Source organism: Deinococcus metallilatus (assembly GCF_004758605.1).
Classification (GTDB): domain Bacteria; phylum Deinococcota; class Deinococci; order Deinococcales; family Deinococcaceae; genus Deinococcus; species Deinococcus metallilatus.
On record NZ_CP038510.1, the window covers coordinates 809,568 to 831,841 of the forward strand.

The following is a 22,274-nucleotide window of genomic DNA, read 5'->3' on the forward strand; positions in this document are numbered from 1 at the left end:
CGCCAACACCGAGGGCCGCCTGCCCGTGACCACCCACTACGACGTGCGCCGTGACGCCGAGGGTCACCGTTACCTCGAACCCTTCGTGAAGGGCTTCGACCTCACCCGCATCCCGCTGCTGAACAAGGGCACCGCCTTCACCCACGAGGAACGCGAGAAGCTGGGCCTCGACGGGCTGATCGCGCCGCAGGTGGACAGCTTGAACACGCTGGTGGACCGCCTCTACCGCGACTACGTGCAGGTTCAGAAGCCACTCGACAAGCACGTCTTCCTGCGCCACCTGCAAGACCGCAATGAAGTGCTGTTCTACGCGCTGCTGGCCGCCCACGTCGAGGAGATGCTGCCCATCGTGTACACGCCCACCGTGGGCCAGGCGGTGCAGGAGTTCAGCAAGATCTACCGGGTGCCGCGCGGCCTGATGCTCTCCACCGACAACATCGAGCGGGCGGAGCAGGCGCTCGACAATGTACCGCTCAACGACGTGCGGATCATCGTGGCGACCGATTCCAGCGCGATCCTGGGCATCGGGGACCAGGGCTTCGGCGGGATGGGTATTTCCATCGGCAAGCTCAGCCTCTACGTGGTCGCGGGCGGCGTCGGTCCCGACAAGACGCTGCCGGTGGAGCTGGACGTGGGCACCAACCGCCAGGATTTGCTGGACGACCCGGATTACCTGGGCGTGCACCACAAGCGCCTGACCGGGGACGAGTATCTGGCGTTCGTTGACCGCTTCGTGGAAGCGACCCGCAAGCGGTATCCCAAGGCGATCATCCAGTGGGAGGACTTCTCGCGTGACGCGGCCTTCACGGTGCTGGAGCGGTACCGCAAGGTGGTGCCCAGCTTCAACGACGACATCCAGGGGACCGGCGCGGTGGTGCTGGCCGGGGTGCTGAATGCCTGCCGCCTCAAGGGCGAGCGGCTGCGCGACCAGCGGATCGTGCTGCACGGCGCGGGCGCGGGCGGCATCGGCGTGACCGACGCGCTGCGCCGCGGCCTGATGCGCGAGGGCCTCAGCGACGAGGAAGCGCGCGCCCGCCTGTTCGTGCTGGACCAGACCGGCCTGCTGCTCAGTGACCGCAACCTGGAAGCCTACAAGCGGACCTACGCGCACGACCCGGCCAGCCTGGGCTTCAGCTACGCGGGCCGCGCGCCCAGCCTGCTCGAAACCGTGCAGGGCGCGAAGGCGACCATCCTGGTGGGCCTCTCCGGCGTCGCGCGGGCCTTTGGCGAGGATGTGGTGAAGGCCGTCCACGCCAATACCGCGCAGCCCATCGTCTTCCCCCTCAGCAACCCCACCGCCAACTGCGAGGCGCTGCCGGGGGACGTGCTGCGCTGGACGGACGGCGCGGCGCTGGTGTCCACCGGCAGCCCCTTCGCTCCGGTGGAACTGAACGGGAAGACCTACCCCATCGGGCAGGGCAACAACGCCTTCATCTTCCCGGGCCTGGGCTTCGGCGCGATCCTGGCGGGTGCCCGCGAGATCACCGACGAGATGGTGCTGGAAGCCGCCTACGCCCTGGCCGACTACACGGCCCGCACGCACCCCGACCGCCTCTACCCGCCCGTGGATGAACTGCCCGCCGCCAGCATCGAGGTGGCCGTGCGGGTGATCCAGCAGACGCTGCGTGACGGCGTGGCGCAGGAAAAGGGGCTGGACGGTCTGGACGAGGCGGCCCTGACCGACCTGGTCCGCGCCAAGTTCTGGGTGCCGAAGTACCTGCCGTTCCGCGCGCCCGCTCAGGAGGGCCGTCAGGCATGATCTACGGCAAGATGCTGGCCGAGTTGATCGGCACCTTTACCCTGGTCTTCGTGGGCATGCTCGCCATCGCGAACGGTGCGGACCTGCTGGGCGTGGCTTTCGCACACGGCCTGGCGATTGCCGTGATGGCGACGGCTCTGGGGACTGTCAGCGGCGGGCAGTTCAACCCCGCCGTCAGCCTGGGCCTCAGCCTGATCGGCAAGCAGAAGTGGGGGGACACGCTGGCCTTTGCCGCCTCGCAACTCCTGGGCGGGGCGCTGGGCGCCTTCGCCGTGCTGGGCCTCAAGGGCCATGCCGCGCTCGCCCAGGCGGGCTTCGGACAGCCCAACCCCGGCCAGGGCGTGAGCGCGATGACGGCCCTGGGGATGGAAACCGTGCTGACCTTCTTCCTGGTGCTGGTGATCCTGAAAGTCGCGGTGCGGCAGGGGCACGCGATGGCGGGCCTGATCGTGGGCCTCACCATCGTGATGGACATCCTGGCGGGCGGCCCGATCTCGGGTGCGGCGATGAACCCGGCCCGCGTGTTCGGCCCGGCGCTGGTGTCTGGCGACTGGACCTTCCAGTGGGTGTACTGGGTCGGCCCGCTGCTGGGCGCGGCACTGGCGGCGGCCACCGCCCGGACGCTGTGGCGCCTGCCCACCCAGCCGGTCGCCCCGGCCCCCGAGGGGCAACAGGCCGTCTGATACGCGAAATCGAACCGCCCGTGTCCCCGAAAGGGGACGCTTTTTTTGGGGGCGGGCACAGGAACCGGGGCAACAAAAACGCCCCGACCCTGACGAGGGCCGGGGGTCAGGGCCGGGCGTTACCCGGCGGGCGTGGCTTCGGGCTGCGCCTGGCCACCCGTGAGCTTGCGGTACGTCGCCAGCGCCTGCGCCACGACCTGATCCATGTTGTAGTAGCGGTAGGTGGCGAGGCGGCCCACGAAGGTCACGTCGGGGCGGGCGTCGGCCAGGGCAGCGTAGCGCTTGTAGAGTTCCTGGTTCTCGGGCCGCGGCACCGGGTAGTAGGGATCGCCCTCGGCGCGGGGATACTCGTACACGACGCTGGTGTGGGGGTGCTGCTGCCCGGTGATGTACTTGAACTCGCTGATGCGGGTGTAGCCGTAGTCGTTGGGGTAGTTCACGGTGCCGGTCGGCTGGAAGTGCTCGCGCGCGTGCGTCTCGTGGACGAACTCCAGGCTGCGGTAGGGCAGCTTGCCGTAGCAGTAGTCGAAAAAGGCGTCCACCGGCCCCGTGTAGATCATGTGCCCGTAGGGGATGAAGTCCACGATGTCGCGGTAGTCGGTGTTCAGCATGACGCTGATGTTGGGGCTGCTCAGCATGTTCTCGAACATCCGGGTGTAGCCGTGCAGCGGCATCGCCTGGTAGGTGTCCGCGAAGTACCGGTCGTCGCGGTTGGTGCGGGTGGGCACCCGCGCCGTCACGCTGGCGTCGAGTTCGCTGGGGTCGAGGCCCCACTGCTTGCGGGTATAGCCCCGGAAGAACTTGTTGTAGAGGTCGCGCCCCACCTTGCTGACCACCACGTCCTCGCTGGTGCGGACCTGCTCGACCTTTTCCGCGACCGACGCGAAGAAGTCCTCGACCTGGAACGACGTGAGGTTCAGGCCGTACAGCCGGTTCACGGTGTCGAGGTTGATCGGGATGGGCAGGAGCTGACCGTCCACGCTCGCCAGCACGCGGTGCTCGTAGGGCCGCCACTGGGTAAAGCGCGAGAGGTAGTCAAAGACATCCTTGCTGTTGGTGTGGAAGATGTGCGGGCCGTAGGGGTGGATCAGGATACCCGCGTCGTCGTAGCGGTCGTAGGCATTCCCGCCGATGTGGGGCCGCCGGTCCACGATCAGGACGCGCTGGCCGTCCGACGCCAGCCGCTCGGCCAGCACGCTGCCCGCGAACCCCGCCCCCACGATCAGGTAGTCGAAGCCGCCGGACGTGGCCGCATTCCGCGCTTCAGTCATTGGCGACTCCCACCAGGGGCAGCACGCCGCGGTCGGCAGCGGCCCGCTCGATCAGGGCGCTCATGTCGGCCCAGGTGCGGTCCCAGGAGAGGGTGGAGAGGTAGGCGTCCGCGCGTTCCTGGCGGGCCTGCCCGGCGGCGGTGCCACGTTCGGCCAGGGCAGCGGCGCAGGCGGCCTCGAAGGCGTCCACCCCGTCGGCGATCCGCACGAGGTCCCGTTCGCCGTAGGGGCGGATCACGTCGCGGATGCCGGAGGACACCACCGGGACGCCCGCCGCGAGGTACTCGGGCGTCTTGGTGGGGCTGATGAATTCGGTCGCCTCGTTCAGCGCGAAGGGGAGCAGGGCCACGTCCCAGTGGGCGAGGTAGGCGGGCAGTTCGGCGTACTTCTTCATCCCCAGATAATGCAGGTTTTCAGCACGCGGGAGGTCGGCCGGGTCGATCTTGACCACCGGGCCGAGCAGGACGAACTGCCATTCCGGGCGGCGGCGGGCCAGCTCGCCGATCAGGTCGATGTCGAACCGCTCGTCGAGCACGCCGTAAAAGCCCAGACGCGGGCGGGGCAGGTCCCGCTGGTCGGCGGGGTCGGCCAGGCCGGAGCGGGCCTGCGCGAAGTGGGCGGCGTCCACGCTGGAGGGAAAGGGGTGCGCGCCGGGGTGCCGTTCGCGCTTGGCCTCGTACAGGCGGTGGCCCCCGGTAAAGACCAGATCGGCCTGCTGGAACAGCGCCTCCTCGCGCCCCCGCAGCTCAGGGGGTGCGCCCCTGAAGTTGGCGAGTTCGTCCATGCAGTCATACACGGTCACGCGGGGTTGCAGGCCCGCCGTGACGGGCAGTTCCATCGGTGTGTAGACCCACAGGTCATACTCGGCCAGGCCCTCGTCGCGCACCAGCTCGGTCAGCAGCCGGGCTGTGCACGCCTGAGACTCGGCCGGACTGCGCCCCGCCTCGATGTGCGGCGTGACCACCCAGACGCCGCTGGCATCCTGCCGGGTGACGAGGTGGTCGGGCTGCGGCGTGAAGACCGGTTCCTCGATGTAATACACCGGGCGCGTGCGGGCCGCCCGGGTCATCAGGTGTTGCGGGCGCTGGAACACGAAATCCCAGCGCAGATGGGACAGCACGAGCAGGGCAGGCGTGGCGGCCGGGCGGGCCAGTCCACGGCGGAAATCAACATGCTTCAAGGTCTGTTCCCTCCCCCAGGGATAAAAAGCGGCGGGCACTGTGCAGCATCACCCTCGCCGCGACGTGAAATGGTCAACTCATGGCGCAAGAATGAGGACAGGAGCTCGGTACCCCAGATGGCTGCTGGTCAAGGCGGTTTCTGGGAACGCTAGCAGTCTAGCGTCGGCCCTTGCCCCTGCCCCTGAACAATCCTGAAGAGACTTTGGAACAAGGCTTCATGGAGTCGTCTAAATAGGACTTACGCGATTCAGAAGGAGAGAGCGTGTAGAGCAGCTTTTTCCTCCTCCCCCCTTGCGGGGGAGGCTGGGAGGGGGGTGGACGGCGCCGCCATCCCAGCAGCAAGAAAACGCGCTTTCCCTCTGCCGCCAAGAATCGCGTTTCGCGTAAGTCCTGAGAAAAAGCAGCGGGCCTGCCGGAGATACTGCCCTGGCCCCGGGCATCTTGAAGGCATAGACTGTCCGGCCATGCTGCCCACCTCGGTCCCTCTGCCCGCCGCCCCGCAGCGTGAACTCGCGGCACTCGTCCGGCTGGCCGCGCCGGTGGTCGTGTCACAATTCGCGTCCAACGCGCTCACGCTGGTCAGCACAGCGGTGATCGGCAGACTGGGGGCGGCGGAACTGGCCGCCGCGGCCTATGCCAACGCCACCTACTATCTGGTGTTCATCGTGCTGCTGGGGATGCTGCTGGCGGTGGGGCCGCGCGCGGCGCAGGCACACGGGGCGGGGGACGGGGCCGGGGTGGCGCTGGCCCTGCGGGGGGGGTTGATTCTGGCGCTGCTGCTCGCGGCCCTCGCCCTGCCGCTGATGTGGGGGGTCGCGGCGCTGCTGCCCGGCCTCGCCCCGACAGGCATCCGGGCGGACCTGGCGGCGACGTACCTGCGGGTCTACGCGCTGGGCATGCTGCCGGTGCTGGTCTTCACCGCCCTGCGCGGCACGCTGGAGGGCACTGGCAGGCCGCGGACCGTCACGGCGGTCGCACTGGGGGGCGTGGCCCTGGTGGCCCTGCTCAGCCCGGCGCTGGCCTTCGGTTGGGGACCGCTGCCCCGGTTGGGACTGGCGGGAGCGGCGGCCGCGAGTGCGCTGACCTCCTGGGCGACGGCGCTCACGCTGCTGCCGGTGGCGCTGCGCCGCGCGCCCCGGGTGGCCGGGCTGGGCCGCGTGCGTTCGGAGGTGCGGGCGCTCCTCACGCTGGGCTGGCCCATCGGTCTGACGCTGGGCGCGGAGGGCGGCATGTTCAGCGTGACGGCCCTGCTGATGGCCCGCTTCGGCAGCGACGCGCTCGCGGCGCACAACCTCGCGCTTCAGGTCATCACGGCGGTGTTCATGATCCCGCTGGGGCTGGCGACCGCCACCGGCATCCGGGTGGCCCACGCGGCGGGCGCGGGCGACCGGGCCGGAGCACGCCGCGCGGGCCTGACCGGCATCGGCGTCGCGGCGGGCGTGATGCTGGCCTTCGCGCTGCTGGAACTGCTCGCGCCGCGCCTGGTGCTGGGGGTGTTCGTCGATGTGGGGGACCCGCAGAATGCCGCCCTGATCGGGACAGCCACCGTCCTCCTGACCATCGCCGCGCTGTTTCAGACGGTGGACGGCGTGCAGGTCACCGCGAACGCGGCGCTGCGCGGCCTGCACGACACCCGCTGGCCGCTGCTGATCTCGCTGACCGCCTACTGGCTCGTGGGGCTGGGCGTCGGCTCGCTGCTGGCCTTCGGGCTGGGCCTGGGACCGCGCGGCCTGTGGTTCGGCCTGACGGCGGGGCTGTTCACGGCGGCGGGGGCGCTGCTGACACGGTTCTTGCGGCGGACGCGGGCAGCGTGAACCTTACCCCTCCTCCCGCAGGTCCGTCACCCGCTTGAGCTTGCCGCCCTCGCTGCGGGGGAGGCTGCCGGGTTCGCACAGGTCGCAGGCGACCGTCACGCCGACCTGCGCCTTGATCAGCCGCTCGATCTCGGCGCGCAGGGCCGGGGCGCGGTCCTCGCTCTCCACGCGCAGGGTCAGGTCGTCGCGGGTGCCGGTGCGGGTCAGGACGATGTGATAGTGCGGGCTGACCTGGCCCATCCCCACCAGCACGGCCTCCAGTTGCGTCGGGTACACGTTCACGCCGCGCAGGATGATCAGGTCGTCCGCCCGTCCGCGAATCTGATCCATCCGCCGGAAGGTGCGCCCGGTGCTGTTCGGCTCCGCGATCAGCCGGGTGATGTCGCCGGTCCAGTAGCGCAACACCGGCATGGCGGTGCGCGTCATGGACGAGAGGACCAGCACGCCGTACTCCCCGTCGGGCAGCACCTCGCCCGTCTCGGGGTCCACGATCTCGGGGTAGAAGTGGTCTTCCCAGAGGTAACTGCCCCGCTGCTCGGCCGCGTCCTCGTTGCTGACGCCGGGGCCGATGATCTCCGACAGGCCGTAGATGTTGGTGGCGGTCACGCCCAGGCGGGCCTCGACCTCGCGGCGAGTTTTCTCGGTCCAGGGTTCGGCGCCCAGCACGGCGTAGCGCAGGGAAAGGTCTTCCGGGCGGACGCCCTGACGCGCGAAGGCGTCGGCCAGCACCAGCGCATAACTGGGCGTGCAGGCGATCACTTCCGGTTCGAGGTCGAGGATCAGCCCCACCTGCCGCTCGGTGCCGCCGCCCGACACCGGCACCGTATTGAGGCCCAGCCGCTCGGCCCCGCCGTGCAGCCCCAGGCCACCGGTAAAGAGGCCGTACCCGTAGGCGTTGTGAAAGGTCATGCCGGGCCGCGCGCCCGCCGCATACAGGCTGCGGGCCACGACCTCCGCGAACACGCCGAGGTCGTTCTCGTCGTAGGCGACGACGGTGGGCTTGCCGGTGGTGCCGCTGCTGGCGTGGAGGCGGCGCAGCCCCTCGCGGGGCACGGCGGTCAGGCCCAGGGGATAGTTGTCGCGCAGGTCGCTCTTGCGGGTCAGCGGGAAGCGGGCGAGGTCGTCCAGGGTCCGCAGGTCGTCCGGCGTGACGCCCGCCGCCTCGAACTTGGCGCGGTAGGCGGGGACGTGCTCAAACTGGCGGGCCACCATCGCCTGAAGTTGCGCGAGTTGCAGGGCGCGCAGGTCGGCCAGGGGCATCGCTTCACGGTCGGGTCGGAACATCACTTCTCCATTCAAACAGAGCGTCGGGGTCACCCACCACCTTGCCGGGATTCAGCAGTCCGCCGGGATCGAACAGGGCCTTCACGTCCCGCATCACATCCAGGGCGTCGCCGTGTTCGGCGCGGAGGTAGGCACGCTTGCGGAGGCCCACGCCATGCTCGCCCGTGCAGGTGCCGCCGACCGCGACGGCGTGCGCGGCGAGGTCGTGCAGCACGTGGTCGATGCGTGCCCAGGCTGCGGCATCGTCAGGCAGCGCGTGCATCAGCAGGTGCAGGTTCCCGTCTCCGATGTGGCCCACCAGGGGCGCGGTCAGGCCGCGTTCGTCGAGCAGGTGCAGCGCGAGGGTCACGGTGTCCGCCAGCGCGGGGAGGGGCACACAAACGTCACCGATGCGGGTGGCGTGGCCGGGCCAGGCGGCGCGCAGCGCGTCATAGACGCCGTGGCGGGCGGCCCACAGGGCGCTTTGCGCTTCCGGCGTGCGGGCCTCGCCCACCACCTGGCCGCCGTGCAGTTCCGCCGCCTCCCGCAGCAGGGCGAGTTGCGCGTCCACGTCGGCCCCATCCCGGCCTGCCACCTCGGCCCAGAGGGTCGGCGCTTCCGGGTCCCGGCGGTCCCGGTGACGGTTCACCGCCCGCACGGTTTCCGCGTCCACGAACTCCAGCCGCTCCGGGACGACGCCGAGGCCACGCACCGTCACGCTCGCCAGCACGGCGGACGCCACGTCAGGGAACGCGAGTTGCACGCTGGCCGTGGCGGGCGGGAGCGGGTGCAGCCGCAGCGTCAGCGCCGTGATCACGCCCAGGGTGCCCTCCGAACCGATGAAGAGGTGTTTGAGGGCGTAGCCGCTGCTGCTCTTGCGGGCCGCGCTGCCCAGCGACAGGACACGCCCGTCCAGCAGCGCCACCCGCAAGGCGGCCACGTTCTCACGCATCCCGCCGTAACGGACGGTGGTGGTGCCGCTCGCGTTGGTGGCGGCCATACCGCCCAGGCTGGCGTCCGCGCCGGGGTCCACCGGGAAGAACAGCCCGTGCGGACGCAGGCGGCGGTTCAGCGCCATGCGGCGCACCCCCGGCCCGACCGTCACCGTGAAGCCCACCGGGTCCACCTCTCCCACCGTGTCCATACCGCTCAGGTCGAGGGAAAGGGCGCCCGGCACGGGCAGGACGGCCCCTTCCAGGCTGGTGCCCGCGCCCCAGGGTATGACCGGGACGCGGGATTCCCGGGCCGTGCTCAGGGTCGCCAGCACGTCCGCCTCCGACCGGGCGAAGACCACCGCGCCGGGGATGCAGGTGTACGGCGTGCCCTCGTCGTGCGCATGGGCGTTCAGGTCGCCCGCCGACACGCTCACCCGGTCCCCCAGCCGGGCGCGCAGGGCGTCCACCCAGCCGCCTTCTCCCTCCGTCAACGTTCCACCGTCCTCTCATGGGGAGAGGAGCCGGGCCACGCTCGCCCGGCCCCTCTCCCCTTTCCAGCGGTTACTTGATCAGCTTCCAGGTCCCGTTCACGACCTGCACCATCACGCGGCTGCGGGCATCGAGGCCCAGGTGGTCCTGCGGGGTGAGGTTGAAGATGCCGTGCGCGCCGATCACGTTCCGGGTACTTTCCAGGGCGTCCCGCAGCGCGGCGCGGAATTCGGGGGTGCCGGGCTGGGCTTTCTTGAGCGCGGCCGGGATGGCCTTCTGCATCAGCAGGCCCGCGTCCCACAGGTGCGCGCCGAAGGTGCTCACCGAATCCTTGCCGTAGCGGGACTCGTAGGCCTGGGTGTAGTTCAGGCCCACGCGCCGGTTGGGGTTGGTGGCGGGGAGCTGGTCCGCGACCAGCACCGGCCCGGCGGGCAGGATCGCGCCCTCCACATCCTTGCCGCCCACCCGCAGGAAGTCGGCGTTGGCGACGCCGTGCGTCTGGTAGATCTTGCCCGCATAGCCCCGGTCCTTGAGGGTCTTCTGCGGCAGGACGGCGGGCACCCCGGACGCGCCGATCAGCACGGCGTCGGGCTTGGCGGCCATGATCTTCAGAATCTGGCCGGTCACGCTGGTGTCGCTGCGCCCGTAGCGTTCGCTGGCGACCACCTTGATGCCGCGCGCCGCCGCGTTCTTCTGGAGTTCGTTCAGCCAGCCCTCGCCGTAGGCGTCGTTGAAGCCGATGTAGCCGACGGTCTTGACGCCGTTTTGCTGCATGTGCTGCGCGATGGCGGCGGCCATGATCGCGTCGGTCTGGGGGGTCTTGAAGACCCAGCGGCGTTTGTCGTCCACCGGCTTGATGATCGCCTCGGACGCCGCGAGGCTGATCATGGGCACCTTCGCCTCGGCCACCACGTCGATCATTGCGAGCGAGGCGGGCGTGGTGGTCGTGCCGATGATCAGGTCCACCTTGTTGTCCTGAATCAGCTTGCGGGCGGCGGTCACGGCGGCGGTCGTGTCGGAGGCGTCGTCGAGGACCGTGTAGACGATCTTCTGCCCGCCGATGGTCTGCGGGAGCAGCGCCACCGTGTTCTTCTCGGGAATACCCAGGCTGGCCGCCGGGCCGGTCGAGGACACGATCACGCCCACCCGCACGTCGGCCAGGGCCAGCGAGGAGGAGGCGAGCAGGGCAGTGAGCAGCAGACGGACGGGTCGTTTCATGGCAGAACCTCCACAGGGAGCCGCACCGGGGAGGCCGGACGGCGGGCGCAGATCAGCTTGTGCTTGCGCGGATGGTAGCAGAAAGCCCGGCGGGTCAGACGGACGTTCGGCGGCGCGAGACAGGCGGGGCCGCCGCAGCCGCAAAACCCACGTGGTAGAACGGCCCATGACACCACAAGACAGGCAGCGGGCGCTCGTCCTCGGGGGCGGCGGCGTGACGGGGATCGCCTGGGGAACCGGGTTTCTCGCCGGGCTGCACCGGGAAGGGCTGGACCTGGGCCACGCGGACCTCACGGTGGGGACCTCGGCGGGGTCAGTGGTCGGCTCGCAGCTCGCGGGCGGCGCCGATCTCGAAGGGCTGCTGGCGCGGCAACTCGAACCGTCCTCGGAACCGGCGGCCACGTTCGACGCCGCCGAGATGGGCCGACTCTTCCAGGCCATCGTGCAGGAGGTCGGCTCCGACCCCCTCCGGATTCGCCGCCGGATCGGAGAGCTGGCCCTCGCTGCCCCCAGCGTGCCCGAGGCCGAGCGGGTGGACATCATCGCCTCACGGCTGGTGAACCGCGAGTGGCCGCGGCAGCCCCTCCAGATCGTCGCCGTCGATGCCGGGAGCGGGGAGGCGCGCGTCTTCGACCGGGATTCCGACGTGCCGCTGGTGCTGGCGGTCGCCGCCAGTTGCGCCGTGCCGGGAGTCTGGCCACCCGTGACCATCGGGGAACACCGCTACATGGACGGGGGCGTCCGCTCGGTGACCAACGCGGACCTCGCCAGCGGGTACGGGCGGGTGCTGGTGCTCTCGCTGCTGGGGCTGGAAGGGGCCCAGACCCTGCCGCTGGAAGCAGCGCGGCTGCGGGAGTCCGGGGCGGCGGTCCACGTGGTCGGACCGGACGCGGCTTCTCTGGAGGCCATCGGGCCGAACGTCCTCGACCCCGCGCGGCGGCCAGCGACCGCGCAGGCGGGCTTGGAACAGGGGCGGCGCCTGGCGGCCGAGATCAAAGCCTTCTGGGAAGGCGCCTCGCCCTGACCTCCGGGGCCTTCAGTCCGCCTCGCCCGGGTCGGCCGGGAGCAGGAGGGTCCGCGCGGTCATCTCGTCGGTGACGAGGGTGTTCAGCAGGCGGCCTGCCAGGGCGGCGCGCAGGGCCTCGACCTTGCCCAGACCGCTGACGACGCAGATCGCGTGGGGGGCCTGCTGCATCAGGCCCAGGCTGGGGCCGCTGGCGCGGGCGTTCAGGGGAACCGAGCCGTAACTGCCGTCCGCGCGGTAGAAGACGGTGGCGATGTCGCCCACCACACCCTCGGTGTCGAGCTGGGCGAGGTCGGCGGGGTCGAGTGCGCCCGAGAGGTACACGTGGCTGGGGTGGCGGGCGTTGCGGCTGCCCACCGAGTACAGCAGCACATCGGCCCGCGCTTGCAGGTCCAGCACGTGCCTGACGCTGCGCTCGCGCCACATCGCGCGCTTGGTGGCGGGGTCGTCGAAAAAGGTCGGGACGGGGAACAGGTGCGCGCGTCCGGCGTAGTTCCCGGCAAAGCGCGTGATGGTGTCGGTGACAAAGCCGCTCATGAAGTCGAGCGCGTTGGCGCTCCCGTTGAGCTGCACGAAGTCGAGGTTGTCCATCCGCCGGGGCCTCAGCACGCGGGAGACGGCGTCCAGCGTGTTTCCCCAGGCCAGGCCGACCGTCTGTCCGGGCCGCAGGACACTGTCGAGGACACTGGCAGCGGCAACGGCGACCCGGTCCATCCACACGTCCTCCGAGCTGCCCGCCGGGACGCCGACCACGTGCGGGCGGAGAAAGGGATACCGCTCGCGCAGCCGCGCTTCCAGGCTCTGCGGGTGGGCCTGGGGGTCGTGAATGCGAATCTCGACCAGGCCGGTACGGCGCGCGAGCGTCAGCAGGCGGCTGACCTTGGGGCGGGAGAGCTGGAGTTCGCGGGCGATGGCGTCGGTGGTGAGGCCCTGGTGATAGTAGAGCCGGGCCACCTGCACGGCCAGCGCGGCTGGGTCGTCGGTCACGCTGCTCAGGATAAGGCGGAGGCGCACCCGAACCCGTCTGAACATCTGTTCGCTTCCCCTTGACAACTGTTCAGAGGCTATGGAAGATGAGCGAACCGACAATTGGGCGCCCGGAGCGAGCGCGGCGCCGTTGGTGCAGGACCTCGGGTGGAGTCCGGCCTTCCGTCATTCGCGGCCCGGCCCGCTGCCGGGAACACACAGGGGGAGAGATGAAATTCACCGTTGCTCAGGAATTCATGGCGGAACTGCTCGGCACGATGGTGCTGATCCTCTTCGGCGTGGGGGTGGTGGCGATGGTGGTCATCTTCGCCAGCACGAATCCGCCGATTCCCGGTGAGATCGTCAAGGGCGGCTACACCAACGTCACGCTGGGGTGGGGCTTCGGCGTGCTGATGGGCATCTTCATGGCGGGCACCATCAGCGGCGCGCACCTCAATCCCGCCGTCACCATCGCGCTGGCCGCCACCGGCCGTTTTCCCTGGTCGAAGGTCCTGCCCTATATCGTCGCGCAGTTTATCGGCGCCTTTCTGGGCGCGGCCATCGTCTTCGCGGTGTACCACGCCAAGTGGCTGGGCTTCGACCCGGACCTCTCGCACACCGCCGGGGTCTTCAGCACCTTCCCCGCCGTCCCCGGCTTCTGGCCCGGCTTCGTGGATCAGGTGGTCGGCACGGCGCTGCTGATGGGCCTGATTCTGGCGATTGGCGACAAGCTGAACAACCCGGCCGGGGCCGCCTGGGGCGCGCTGGCCGTGGCCTTTGTGGTGATGGCCATCGGCATCAGCTTCGGCGGCATGAACGGCTACGCCATCAACCCCGCCCGCGACGCTGGCCCGCGTATCTTCGCGGTCCTGGCAGGCTTCAGGAACACCGGGGACCTCAACGTGTGGCTGGTGCCCATCATCGGCCCCATCGTGGGCGCGCTGGTCGGCGCCTTTATCTACGACTTCTTCATCGGCAGGCCGCTGGCCCGCGCCGGGGAGGCCGCCGTCGGTGAGCAGGGTGTGGACCCGGCCTTCAATCTGGAGCACCAGCGGTGAAGCGCGTCCAGGGGTCGAACCGCCAAACGGTCTAACGGCCCAGGAACGGCGGGAAAGCGTTCCCTTCACCCTGTTGACGGTCAGACCTTCAGCCCTCTCTGCAAGGAGCCTCCCATGACCCAGTACATCCTCGCCCTCGACCAGGGCACCACCAGCAGCCGCGCCATCGTGTTCGATCAGGGCGGCAACATCAAGGCCCTCGCGCAAAAGGAGTTCAAGCAGTACTTCCCCCGGCCCGGCTGGGTGGAACACGACGCGAACGAAATCTGGAGCACCCAGAGCGGCGTGGCGCAGGAGGCCATCACGCAGGCCGGGCTGCGGGCGAGTGACATCGCCGCCATCGGGATCACCAACCAGCGCGAGACGGTGGTGGTGTGGGACCGGAAGACGGGGCAGCCGATCCACCACGCCATCGTCTGGCAGGACCGCCGCACCGCCGCCTTCTGCGACGCTCTGCGGACCCAGGGCCTCGAAGCGACCTTTCAGCAGAAGACCGGGCTGATCATCGACGCCTACTTCAGCGGGACCAAGGTGCGCTGGATTCTCGACAACGTGGAGGGGGCGCGCGAACGGGCCGAACGCGGCGAACTGGCCTTCGGCACGATTGATTCCTGGCTGGTCTACAAGCTCACCGGCGGGGCGCTGCACATCACCGATGCGTCCAACGCCAGCCGCACGCTGCTGTACAACATCAACACCGGCGAATGGGACGACGAGCTGCTGCGCCTGCTGGACGTACCGCGCTCACTGCTGCCGGACATCCGCGACAGCAGCGAGGTGTACGGCGAGACGGCCGAGGGCCTGTTCGGCAGCCGCGTGAAGATCGCGGGCATGGCCGGGGACCAGCAGGCGGCCACCTTCGGGCAGGCCTGCCTCTCCCCCGGCATGGCGAAAAACACCTACGGCACCGGCTGCTTCATGCTGATGAATACCGGCAGCGAGGTGGTGCCCAGCGGGAACAAGCTGCTGACCACCGTGGCGTGGCAACTGCACGGCCAGCGCACCTACGCGCTGGAAGGCAGCGTGTTTGTGGCGGGCGCGGTGGTGCAGTGGCTGCGTGACGGCCTGGGCATCATCCGCTCCAGCAGTGAGGTGGAAGGGCTGGCGACCAGCGTGGACTCCTCGGAAGGGGTGTTTCTGGTGCCCGCCTTCGTGGGCCTGGGGGCGCCCTACTGGGACAGCTACGCCCGCGGCACGCTGGTCGGCCTGACCCGCGGCACCACCCGGGCCCACATCGCCCGCGCGGCGCTGGAATCCATCGCGTTCCAGTCGGCCGAACTGCTGATGGCCATGCGGCAGGACAGCGGCGAGCCCCTCAAGGAACTCCGGGTGGACGGCGGCGCCAGCAACAACAACCTGATGATGCAGTTCCAGGCCGACATCCTGGGCGTGCCGGTCGTGCGCCCCAAGATCACCGAGACGACCGCGCTGGGGGCGGCCTACCTGGCCGGGCTGGCGGTGGGGTACTGGGCCGGGCCGGAGGAGATCACCCGGCAGTGGCAGGTGGACCGCACCTTCGAGCCGCAGATGGCCGCAGGGGAACGCGAGCGCCTGATGGCCCGCTGGCGCCAGGCCGTGGAACGCAGCCGCGCCTGGGAAGCAGCCGAAGTCGCCGGAGTTTAGGCCTCGCCCCCGCTGCCGCGCCCGGAATGAGCCTTGTCCGGGCGCGGCAACCTGAAGGGGTCGCAACCGTGCGTCATCCTGCTGAACGTCCGTTCAAGGTGTGCGAACATCTGTTCGGAAGTTCTTCCTTCCCTCACCGAAAGGACGCTTATGCCTCAAGATCCCCGCTCCGCCATCCTCGCCGCCGCCACTGCCCCCGGAATCTGGGACGTTCTCGTGATCGGAGGGGGGGCGTCGGGCCTGGGCACCGCCGTGGAGGCCGCCACGCGCGGGCACCGCACGCTGCTGCTCGAAGCGCAGGACTACGCCAAGGGCACCAGCAGCCGCAGCACCAAGCTCGTCCACGGCGGTGTCCGCTATCTCGCCCAGGGCAACGTCGGCCTGGTGCGCGAGGCGCTGCACGAGCGCGGCCTGCTGCGGAAGAATGCGCCGCACCTGGTGCGTGACCTGGGCTTCGTGGTGCCCGCCTACAACTGGTGGGCCGGACCCTTCTACGGCATCGGCCTGAAGCTGTACGACATCCTGGCGGGCAAGCTGAATCTGGGCAGCAGCAAGTATCTGGGCAAGGAAGCGGCCCTGGAACGCGCCCCCACCCTCCAGCCGGAAGGGCTGATGGGCGGCATCCTCTACTACGACGGGCAGTTCGACGACGCCCGCCTCGCCGTCACGCTGCTGCGGACACTGGAGGACCACGGCGGGGTGGCCCTGAACTACGCGCCGGTGACCGGACTGCTGAAGGAGGACGGCAAGGTGGTGGGCGTCCGCTTCCGCGACCTGGAGACGGGCCGCGAGTACGAGGTCCGGGCGCGGGCCATCGTGAACGCCACCGGCGTGTGGGTGGACGACATCCGCCGGATGGAGAACGCGGACGCCAAGCCGATGCTCTCGCCCAGCCAGGGGACCCACATCGTGGTGGACCGGCGCTTCCTGCCCGGCGACAGCGCCATCATGATCCCGCGCACCGACGACGGGCGGGTGCTGTTCGCGGTGCCCTGGCACGACCACGTGGTGATCGGCACGACCGACACCCCGGTCAGCGGGACCAGCTTCGAGCCGCGCCCCTTGGAAGAAGAGATCGATTTTATCCTGAACACCGCCGGACGCTACATGAACCCCGCCCCCACCCGCGCGGACGTGCTGAGCACCTACGCGGGCCTGCGCCCGCTGGTCAAACCCGCCGACAACGCCGACACCAAGGAAATCAGCCGCGACCACGTGATCCGGGTTTCGGAAGGCGGCCTGATCACCCTGACGGGCGGCAAGTGGACCACCTACCGCCGGATGGGCGAGGACACCGTGAACCGTGCCGAGCGCGTCGCGGGCCTGCCCGAACGCCTGACCGTCACGCCGGGCCTGCACCTGCACGGCTGGTCCGAGGAACCGCGCCCCGACCCCCTGCGGGTCTACGGCAGCGATGCCGAGCGGGTGGAGGCCCTGCCCGGCGCCGACCGCCAACTGCACCCCGAACTGCCCTACACCGAGGCGGAACTGCGCTGGGGCGTCCGTCACGAGAGCGCGCGGACCGTCGAGGACCTGCTGGCCCGCCGCACCCGCGCCCTGCTGCTGAACGCCCGCGCCAGCAGCGAGGCCGCCCCGCGCGCCGCCGCCATCCTGGCCGAAGAACTCGGGCAGGACGCCGCCTGGGCCGAAGCGCAGGCGCAGGCCTACCAGAACCTGGCCCAGGGCTACCAGCTCTGAACAGTGGACCTGCCCAGTTCTTCCCCTCGGGGAGAGGGAGAACAACGCCGTCCTCGCCGTGCTTTTCTTACCTGAGTAAGCTGCGCCTCCCCCAACCGGCGGGGAGGCGTACCCGTCCAACCTCAGCCCTCAATCATCGCCCTACTCAGGCGCTCGTGGCGCTCCAGCAGCGGCGGCAGGTCCAGCGTGACCAGTTCGCTGCCCTCCACGATCACCCGCCCGCCGACCATGTTCAGGGCCACGCGGGGTGGGCTGCACAGCGTCAGCGCCGCGAGGGGAGCGTGACGTGCTCCGGCGAAGGTCAGGGTCCGCAGATCCACCGCGATCAGGTCGGCGGCGAACCCGGGGGCCAGTTGCCCCACGTCGTCCCGCCCCAGCACCTCGGCCCCGCCCCGCGTGGCGAGCCAGAGGGCTTCCAGGGCAGTCAGCGCGTCCGCCGTTCGGGGGGCCTCGCCGGGCGCGCCACGCACGCGGGACGAGAGCAGCGCCTGCCGCGCTTCCCCGATCAGGTGAGCGCCATCGTTGCTGGCGCTGCCGTCCACGCCGAGGGCCACCTTCACCCCGGCTTCCAGCAGATTCCTGACCGGGGCGATCCCGCTCGCCAGGCGCATGTTGCTGCTGGGGCAGTGGGCGACGCCGCACCCACACTCGCCCAGCCGGACAGCATCTGCCGGGCTGAAATGCACGCCGTGCGCGAACCACACGTCCGGCCCCAGCCATTCCACCGATTCGGCGTAATCGAGCGGGCGCAGGCCGAACTTCGCCAGGCAAAAGGCGTCCTCGTCGGCAGTTTCGGCCAGGTGGGTGTGCAGCCGCACGCCGCGTGAGCGGGCCAGCCGGGCACTCTCGCGCATCAGGTCGCCCGTCACCGAGAAGGGCGAGCAGGGCGCCAGGGCCACCCGCGTCAGGGCCAGCGGCGCGGGGTCGTGAAAGGCCGCGATCACCCGCTCGCTGTCGCGCAGGATGTCGTCCTCACGCTCCACGGCGCGGTCGGGCGGCAGACCTCCCTGCGATTCCCCCAGGCTCATGCTGCCGCGTGTGGCGTGGAAGCGCAGGCCGGTTTCGCGGGCGGCGTGGATGGTGTCGTCCAGCCGCACGCCGTTGGGGTAGAGGTACAGGTGGTCGCTGCTGGTGGTGCAACCGGAGAGGGCGAGTTCGGCCAGCCCGACCTGGGCACTCACGAAGGCCGCCTCGGGTGTCAGGCGCAGCCAGATCGGGTACAGCGTCCGCAGCCAGTCGAACAGCCCCGCGTCGGGCACCAGGCAGCGGGTGAGGTTCTGGTAGAGGTGGTGGTGGGTGTTGATCAGGCCGGGCAGGACCACGTGGCCGCTCAGGTCGCGGACGTGATGATCGGGGGTCAGCCAGTCGGCGGGCAGATCACGCTCCGGGCCGACCCAGCGCACCCGCTCTCCCTCGATCAGCACGGCGGCGCCTGGGATGGGTGGGACGGGGGACTGACGTTCGCCCTGCATGGTCAGCAGGGTGTGAATGCCGCGCAGCAGCGTCTGGGAAGGGGGGCTCGTCATGGTATGACCTCCTCAAGAAAAAAGGTCCCGACACGGGGTCAGGACCTGGAGTTGAGAAAAGCTCTGGCAGGTTACCCGCCCATCAGCCAGATGTAGCGGATCAGCAGCAGGGCCGCCACGCCGTACAGGATCGGGCTGACCTGCCGCCACCGCCCGCTCAGCAGCTTGATGGCGCAGTAGCTGATGACGCCCAGGCTGACGCCGTTGGCGATGGAAAAGGTCAGCGGCATGGCGATGATGGTCAGGAAGGCGGGCAGGCCCTCGCTGATGTCGTCCCAGTCCACGTGCCGCACGCCTTCCATCATCAGCGCGCCCACCAGGATCAGGGCCGGGGCGGTGGCGGCGCCGGGAATCGCGGCGGCCAGCGGCCACAGGAACATGCTCAGCAGGAACAGCACGCCGACCGTGACGGCGGTCAGGCCGGTGCGGCCACCCTCACCGATCCCCGAGGCCGACTCCACGTAGGCGGTGGTGGTCGAGGTGCCCATGAACGAGCCGAACATCGCGGCCAGGCCGTCCATCGCGAAGAGGCGGCGGGCGCGCGGCATGTTGCCGTTCTCGTCGAGGAACCCGGCGCGCTGCGAGAGGCCGGTCAGGGTGCCGGTCGCGTCGAAGAAGTCCACGAAGAAGAAGGTGAAGACCACGCTCAGCAGGCCCAGGCCCAGCGCCCCGCCGATGTCGAGCTGACCGACCAGCTCGCTCGGCCAGACGGGTGTGCCGAAGATGCCCAGGAAGCTGCCGTCAAAGCCGGGGAAGGGCCGCAGGGCTCCGTTCGCCCCGCCCGCATACACGGCGGCGTGGGTGAGGATGCCGATCACGGTGGTCGCCAGAATGCCCCACAGAATGGCCCCCGTCACCCGGCGGGTCATCAGCACGGCGGTGATGATCAGGCCCAGCAGCGCCAGCCACACCGGCGCGGCGGTCAGCGAGCCGAGGCCCACCAGCGTCGCGGGATTGGCGACCACGATCCCGGCGTTCTTCAGGCCCAGGAAGGCCAGGAAAGCCCCGATCCCGCCCGTGATGGCGAACTTCAGCGAGTTGGGAATGGCCTGCACGATGGCCTGCCGGGCGCCCAGGACGCTCAGCAACACGAACAGGACGCCGCTGATAAAGACCGCGCCCAGCGCCGTCTGCCACGGGATCTTCATCCCCTGCACGACCGTAAAGGCGAAAAAGGCGTTCAGGCCCATGCCGGGCGCCTGGGCAAAGGGATAACGCGCGATCAGGCCCATCACCAGGCAACCGAAGGCCGCCGCGATGGCCGTGGTCATCAGCAGTTGCACGAAGGCGTTCGGCACGTGAATGGCCGTCGAAAGCACCTGCGGGTTCACGAAGAGGATGTAACTCATCGTGAGGAAGGTCGTGATGCCCGCTCGAATCTCGCGCGGAACAGTCGAACCGTGGGCGCTCAGGCCAAAGTAGCGGTCGAGGCCGGAGGTGGGGACAGCACGGGACTGGGAAACGTCAGACATGCGGGACTCCTGAAAGGGAGGGCGGGGAGGGGAAGGGCCGGGCGCCGGGGGGAGGCTTCGATCCCGAATTGTTACGAGTCTTACTCTTCTATGGCTGGAGTTGTCTACAGCGCCTCCAGCCGGATCAATTCAGACGCCCACCTCCTGCCCGGCGGGCACGCGGCGGTATACCGGGTCGCCGCCCACCCAGACCTGGGCCACGTCCTGCTGGGTGCCCAGGGTGAAGAGGTCGGCGAGCATCCGTTCCGGGCTGTCGGCGTGGTTCAGGACGGTATCAAGGGTGGTGCCTTCCGGCGGGCGCAGGCATACGGCGTCGAACGCCTTCCCCACCCCGAAGTCACCGGTCAGGTCCCCCAGGTCGAGCGCCTGCGCGCCCGCCCGGGTGGACAGGTAGAGCAGGTGGGCGGGGCCGAGCGGCACCCCCGCCGTGCCGAGGAGTTGCTGCATGAAGTAGGCTTGCAAGCCTTCCTTGAGCATCGAGAAGCCGGTGCCGCCGCCCACGTCGGTCCCCAGCGCGACGTGAACGCCCGCCTGGAGGTGACGCCGCAGCGGGAACAGGCCGCTGCCCAGCGCCGAATTGCTGCACGGGCAGTGCGCGGCGGAGCAGCGGTGGGCCGCCATCACGCCCAGTTCGCGGTCGGTCGGGTGGACGTTGTGCGCCAGCACGCTGCGGTGCGTGACCAGCCCGGCCTGCTCGTAGGGGTCGAGGTAGTCGCGGGCACCGGGGAACAGCTCCAGAACGGTCTGGACTTCGCGCGGATTCTCGTTGATGTGGCTGGTGAAGCGCACGTCAGGGAATTCGCGCATCAGTGCCCCGCAGGCGTCGAGGAGGGCCTCGCTGGCCGACAGGGCGAAGCGCGGCGTGACGGCGTAGAGGGCACGCCCCACGCCGTGCCAGCGTTCGATCAGGGCCTTGCCCTCAGTGTAGGCACGCTCGGGGGTGGTGTGCAGTTCGGGGCGCAGCAGGCGGTCGGAGACGACCTGCCCCGCGACCACCCGCAGGCCGGTCCGGGTGGCCTCCTCGAAGAACACCTCCATCGCGGAGGCGTAGTGGCTGCCGAAGACCAGGGCGGTCGTGGTGCCGTTCGAGGCGAGGGCGGACAGGAACTCGCGGGCGACGGCGCGGGCATAGGTGGGGTCCGAAAGCCGCGCCTCCTCCGGCAGCGTGTTCTTGTCCAGCCATTCCAGCAGTTGCATTCCCAGGCCGCCCAGCACCCGCACCTGGGGGTAATGCACGTGGGTGTCGATGAAGCCGGGCAGCAGGACACCGCCGCGCAGGTCCACCACCTCGGCGCGGGGAGAGTTCGCGCGAACCTCGGCGTAGGGGCCACTGGCGAGAATCCGGCCATCTTCGACCAGCAGGCCGCCGTCTTCCTGAACCTGCAAGGCGTCCGGCGCGGTGAAGGGGCTCTCGGGGGTGTGCATGAAGGTGGCGCGGTAGAGCGTCATGAAGTCCTCTGGGGGGCGGGAGAAACGGGAGAGTAGGTGGAAGTGGCGTCCGCTTCCAGCACCTGCTGAAGCTGCGCGGCCACGCTGATGGCGATAATGGGCGGACTCTTACCGCGAATGCCGGGAAGGCCGATGGGCGTGGTGATACGGGCGAGGTCCGCTTCCGAATGTCCAACCGCCTGAAGCTGCTCGCGGAAGCGCACCCACTTCACCTTCGACCCGATCAACCCGATAAAGCCCAGGTCGGGGCGGCGGAGCGCGGCGTCACACAGGGCGGCATCTTCGGCGTGGTCGTGGGTCACGATGACGAGGTGCGTTCCGGCGGGCAGGTCGGCCAGCGCCATCTCGGGAATCGGCGCGTGGTGGACGTGCAGGCGGGCCGCGTCGCCCTCCAGCCCCGCCAGCCGCTCGGGGGCAAGCTGCGCCTCCCGCGAGTCGATCAGGTGGAGGTTCACCGGCAGCGTCTTGAGGATGTTCGCCAGCGCCAGGCCCACGTGACCGACGCCGAAGATGGCGAGGTTGGGGCGGGCCGTCCTGAGGGGTTCGAGCAGAAGCGTCACCTCCCCGCCGCAGCACTGGCGGCCGTACTCGTTCGCGGCGCGGTCGGTCAGGCGCAGGGTGAGGAGTTCGGGCGTGCCAGCCCCACAGGCCAGCAGGGCGCGGGCACGTTCGACGGCGGTCGCTTCCAGATTGCCGCCGCCCACACTGTCCCAGGTCTGCTGCGGGCCGACGACCATCTTCGCGCCCGCCTCGCGCGGGGCATGGCCTCGCACCGCCGCGACGGTGACCAGCACGCCCGCCTCTCCCCTTTCAGAGAGCGCCTGCACCGCGTCCAGCCAGTTCAT

The 22,274-nt window shown here is 69.9% G+C and carries 17 protein-coding genes; 7 read left to right on the forward strand and 10 right to left on the reverse strand.

Going from position 1 to position 22,274, the window contains the following annotated elements; translation table 11 throughout:
• The first annotated feature begins 19 nt into the window (after nucleotides 1-19).
• Both E5F05_RS03595 and E5F05_RS03600 read left to right on the forward strand, forming a co-directional pair.
• The gene (locus tag E5F05_RS03595) at nucleotides 20-1,759 is read left to right on the forward strand and encodes an NAD-dependent malic enzyme (protein WP_129117442.1); all 1,740 of its coding nucleotides are present in this window, start codon (nucleotides 20-22) and stop codon (nucleotides 1,757-1,759) included.
• Entirely contained in the window at nucleotides 1,756-2,442 is a 687-nt protein-coding gene (locus E5F05_RS03600; RefSeq protein WP_129117289.1) for an MIP/aquaporin family protein, read from the forward strand. The genes E5F05_RS03595 and E5F05_RS03600 overlap by 4 nt, the downstream gene beginning before the upstream one ends.
• Nucleotides 2,443-2,561: 119 nt before the next feature.
• Here E5F05_RS03600 and glf read toward each other — a convergent pair whose 3' ends face one another.
• Both glf and E5F05_RS03610 read right to left on the reverse strand, forming a co-directional pair.
• The gene (gene glf / locus E5F05_RS03605) at nucleotides 2,562-3,713 is read right to left on the reverse strand and encodes a UDP-galactopyranose mutase (protein ID WP_129117290.1); all 1,152 of its coding nucleotides are present in this window, start codon (nucleotides 3,711-3,713) and stop codon (nucleotides 2,562-2,564) included.
• Nucleotides 3,706-4,893 (reverse strand): glycosyltransferase family 1 protein, encoded by a 1,188-nt coding sequence (locus E5F05_RS03610; protein ID WP_241687027.1) that lies wholly within the window; start codon nucleotides 4,891-4,893, stop codon nucleotides 3,706-3,708. The genes glf and E5F05_RS03610 overlap by 8 nt, the downstream gene beginning before the upstream one ends.
• A 465-nt stretch (nucleotides 4,894-5,358) precedes the next feature.
• Here E5F05_RS03610 and E5F05_RS03615 point away from each other — a divergent pair, with 465 nt between their 5' ends.
• Entirely contained in the window at nucleotides 5,359-6,708 is a 1,350-nt protein-coding gene (locus tag E5F05_RS03615; RefSeq protein WP_129117292.1) for an MATE family efflux transporter, read from the forward strand.
• A 3-nt stretch (nucleotides 6,709-6,711) separates the two neighbouring features.
• Here the strand turns inward: E5F05_RS03615 and paaK are convergent, their stop codons facing one another.
• From paaK to E5F05_RS03630, 3 genes are all read right to left on the reverse strand, one after another.
• The gene (gene paaK / locus E5F05_RS03620) at nucleotides 6,712-7,992 is read right to left on the reverse strand and encodes a phenylacetate--CoA ligase PaaK (RefSeq protein WP_129117293.1); all 1,281 of its coding nucleotides are present in this window, start codon (nucleotides 7,990-7,992) and stop codon (nucleotides 6,712-6,714) included.
• The gene (locus tag E5F05_RS03625) at nucleotides 7,973-9,397 is read right to left on the reverse strand and encodes an FAD-binding oxidoreductase (protein ID WP_129117294.1); all 1,425 of its coding nucleotides are present in this window, start codon (nucleotides 9,395-9,397) and stop codon (nucleotides 7,973-7,975) included. Before E5F05_RS03625 ends, paaK begins: the two co-directional genes overlap by 20 nt.
• Nucleotides 9,398-9,467: 70 nt before the next feature.
• The gene (locus tag E5F05_RS03630; RefSeq protein ID WP_129117295.1) at nucleotides 9,468-10,613 is read right to left on the reverse strand and encodes an ABC transporter substrate-binding protein; all 1,146 of its coding nucleotides are present in this window, start codon (nucleotides 10,611-10,613) and stop codon (nucleotides 9,468-9,470) included.
• Between the two features lie 166 nt (nucleotides 10,614-10,779).
• On the opposite strand from E5F05_RS03630, the gene E5F05_RS03635 reads away from it, so the two are divergent.
• On the forward strand, nucleotides 10,780-11,637 hold the full coding sequence (locus E5F05_RS03635; RefSeq protein WP_129117296.1) for a patatin-like phospholipase family protein: 858 nt from the start codon (nucleotides 10,780-10,782) through the stop codon (nucleotides 11,635-11,637).
• Between the two features lie 12 nt (nucleotides 11,638-11,649).
• On the opposite strand, the gene E5F05_RS03640 is transcribed toward E5F05_RS03635, so the two are convergent.
• A complete protein-coding gene (locus E5F05_RS03640; RefSeq protein WP_241687028.1) occupies nucleotides 11,650-12,624 on the reverse strand; it encodes a sugar-binding transcriptional regulator in 975 nt (324 codons plus the stop codon).
• Between the two features lie 209 nt (nucleotides 12,625-12,833).
• On the opposite strand from E5F05_RS03640, the gene E5F05_RS03645 reads away from it, so the two are divergent.
• The 3 genes from E5F05_RS03645 (at nucleotide 12,834) to E5F05_RS03655 (ending at nucleotide 16,982) form a co-directional block, all read left to right on the forward strand.
• On the forward strand, nucleotides 12,834-13,661 hold the full coding sequence (locus E5F05_RS03645) for an MIP/aquaporin family protein (RefSeq protein ID WP_129117298.1): 828 nt from the start codon (nucleotides 12,834-12,836) through the stop codon (nucleotides 13,659-13,661).
• Nucleotides 13,662-13,775: 114 nt separating this feature from the next.
• Nucleotides 13,776-15,284 (forward strand): glycerol kinase GlpK, encoded by a 1,509-nt coding sequence (gene glpK, locus E5F05_RS03650; RefSeq protein WP_129117299.1) that lies wholly within the window; start codon nucleotides 13,776-13,778, stop codon nucleotides 15,282-15,284.
• A gap of 150 nt (nucleotides 15,285-15,434) precedes the next feature.
• On the forward strand, nucleotides 15,435-16,982 hold the full coding sequence (locus tag E5F05_RS03655) for a glycerol-3-phosphate dehydrogenase/oxidase (protein WP_129117300.1): 1,548 nt from the start codon (nucleotides 15,435-15,437) through the stop codon (nucleotides 16,980-16,982).
• Nucleotides 16,983-17,104: 122 nt separating this feature from the next.
• Here E5F05_RS03655 and E5F05_RS03660 read toward each other — a convergent pair whose 3' ends face one another.
• The 4 genes from E5F05_RS03660 to xdhC all read right to left on the reverse strand — a co-directional run bounded on the left by E5F05_RS03660 (nucleotide 17,105) and on the right by xdhC (nucleotide 22,274).
• Nucleotides 17,105-18,508 (reverse strand): 8-oxoguanine deaminase, encoded by a 1,404-nt coding sequence (locus E5F05_RS03660; RefSeq protein ID WP_129117301.1) that lies wholly within the window; start codon nucleotides 18,506-18,508, stop codon nucleotides 17,105-17,107.
• 71 nt (nucleotides 18,509-18,579) lie between these two features.
• Nucleotides 18,580-19,980: an NCS2 family permease gene (locus tag E5F05_RS03665; RefSeq protein WP_129117302.1), complete on the reverse strand. Its 1,401-nt coding sequence runs from the start codon at nucleotides 19,978-19,980 to the stop codon at nucleotides 18,580-18,582.
• Between the two features lie 129 nt (nucleotides 19,981-20,109).
• Nucleotides 20,110-21,429, reverse strand: coding sequence for a guanine deaminase (gene guaD, locus E5F05_RS03670; RefSeq protein ID WP_129117303.1), 1,320 nt, complete (start codon nucleotides 21,427-21,429; stop codon nucleotides 20,110-20,112).
• Nucleotides 21,426-22,274 (reverse strand): xanthine dehydrogenase accessory protein XdhC, encoded by an 849-nt coding sequence (xdhC, locus tag E5F05_RS03675; protein ID WP_129117304.1) that lies wholly within the window; start codon nucleotides 22,272-22,274, stop codon nucleotides 21,426-21,428. Before xdhC ends, guaD begins: the two co-directional genes overlap by 4 nt.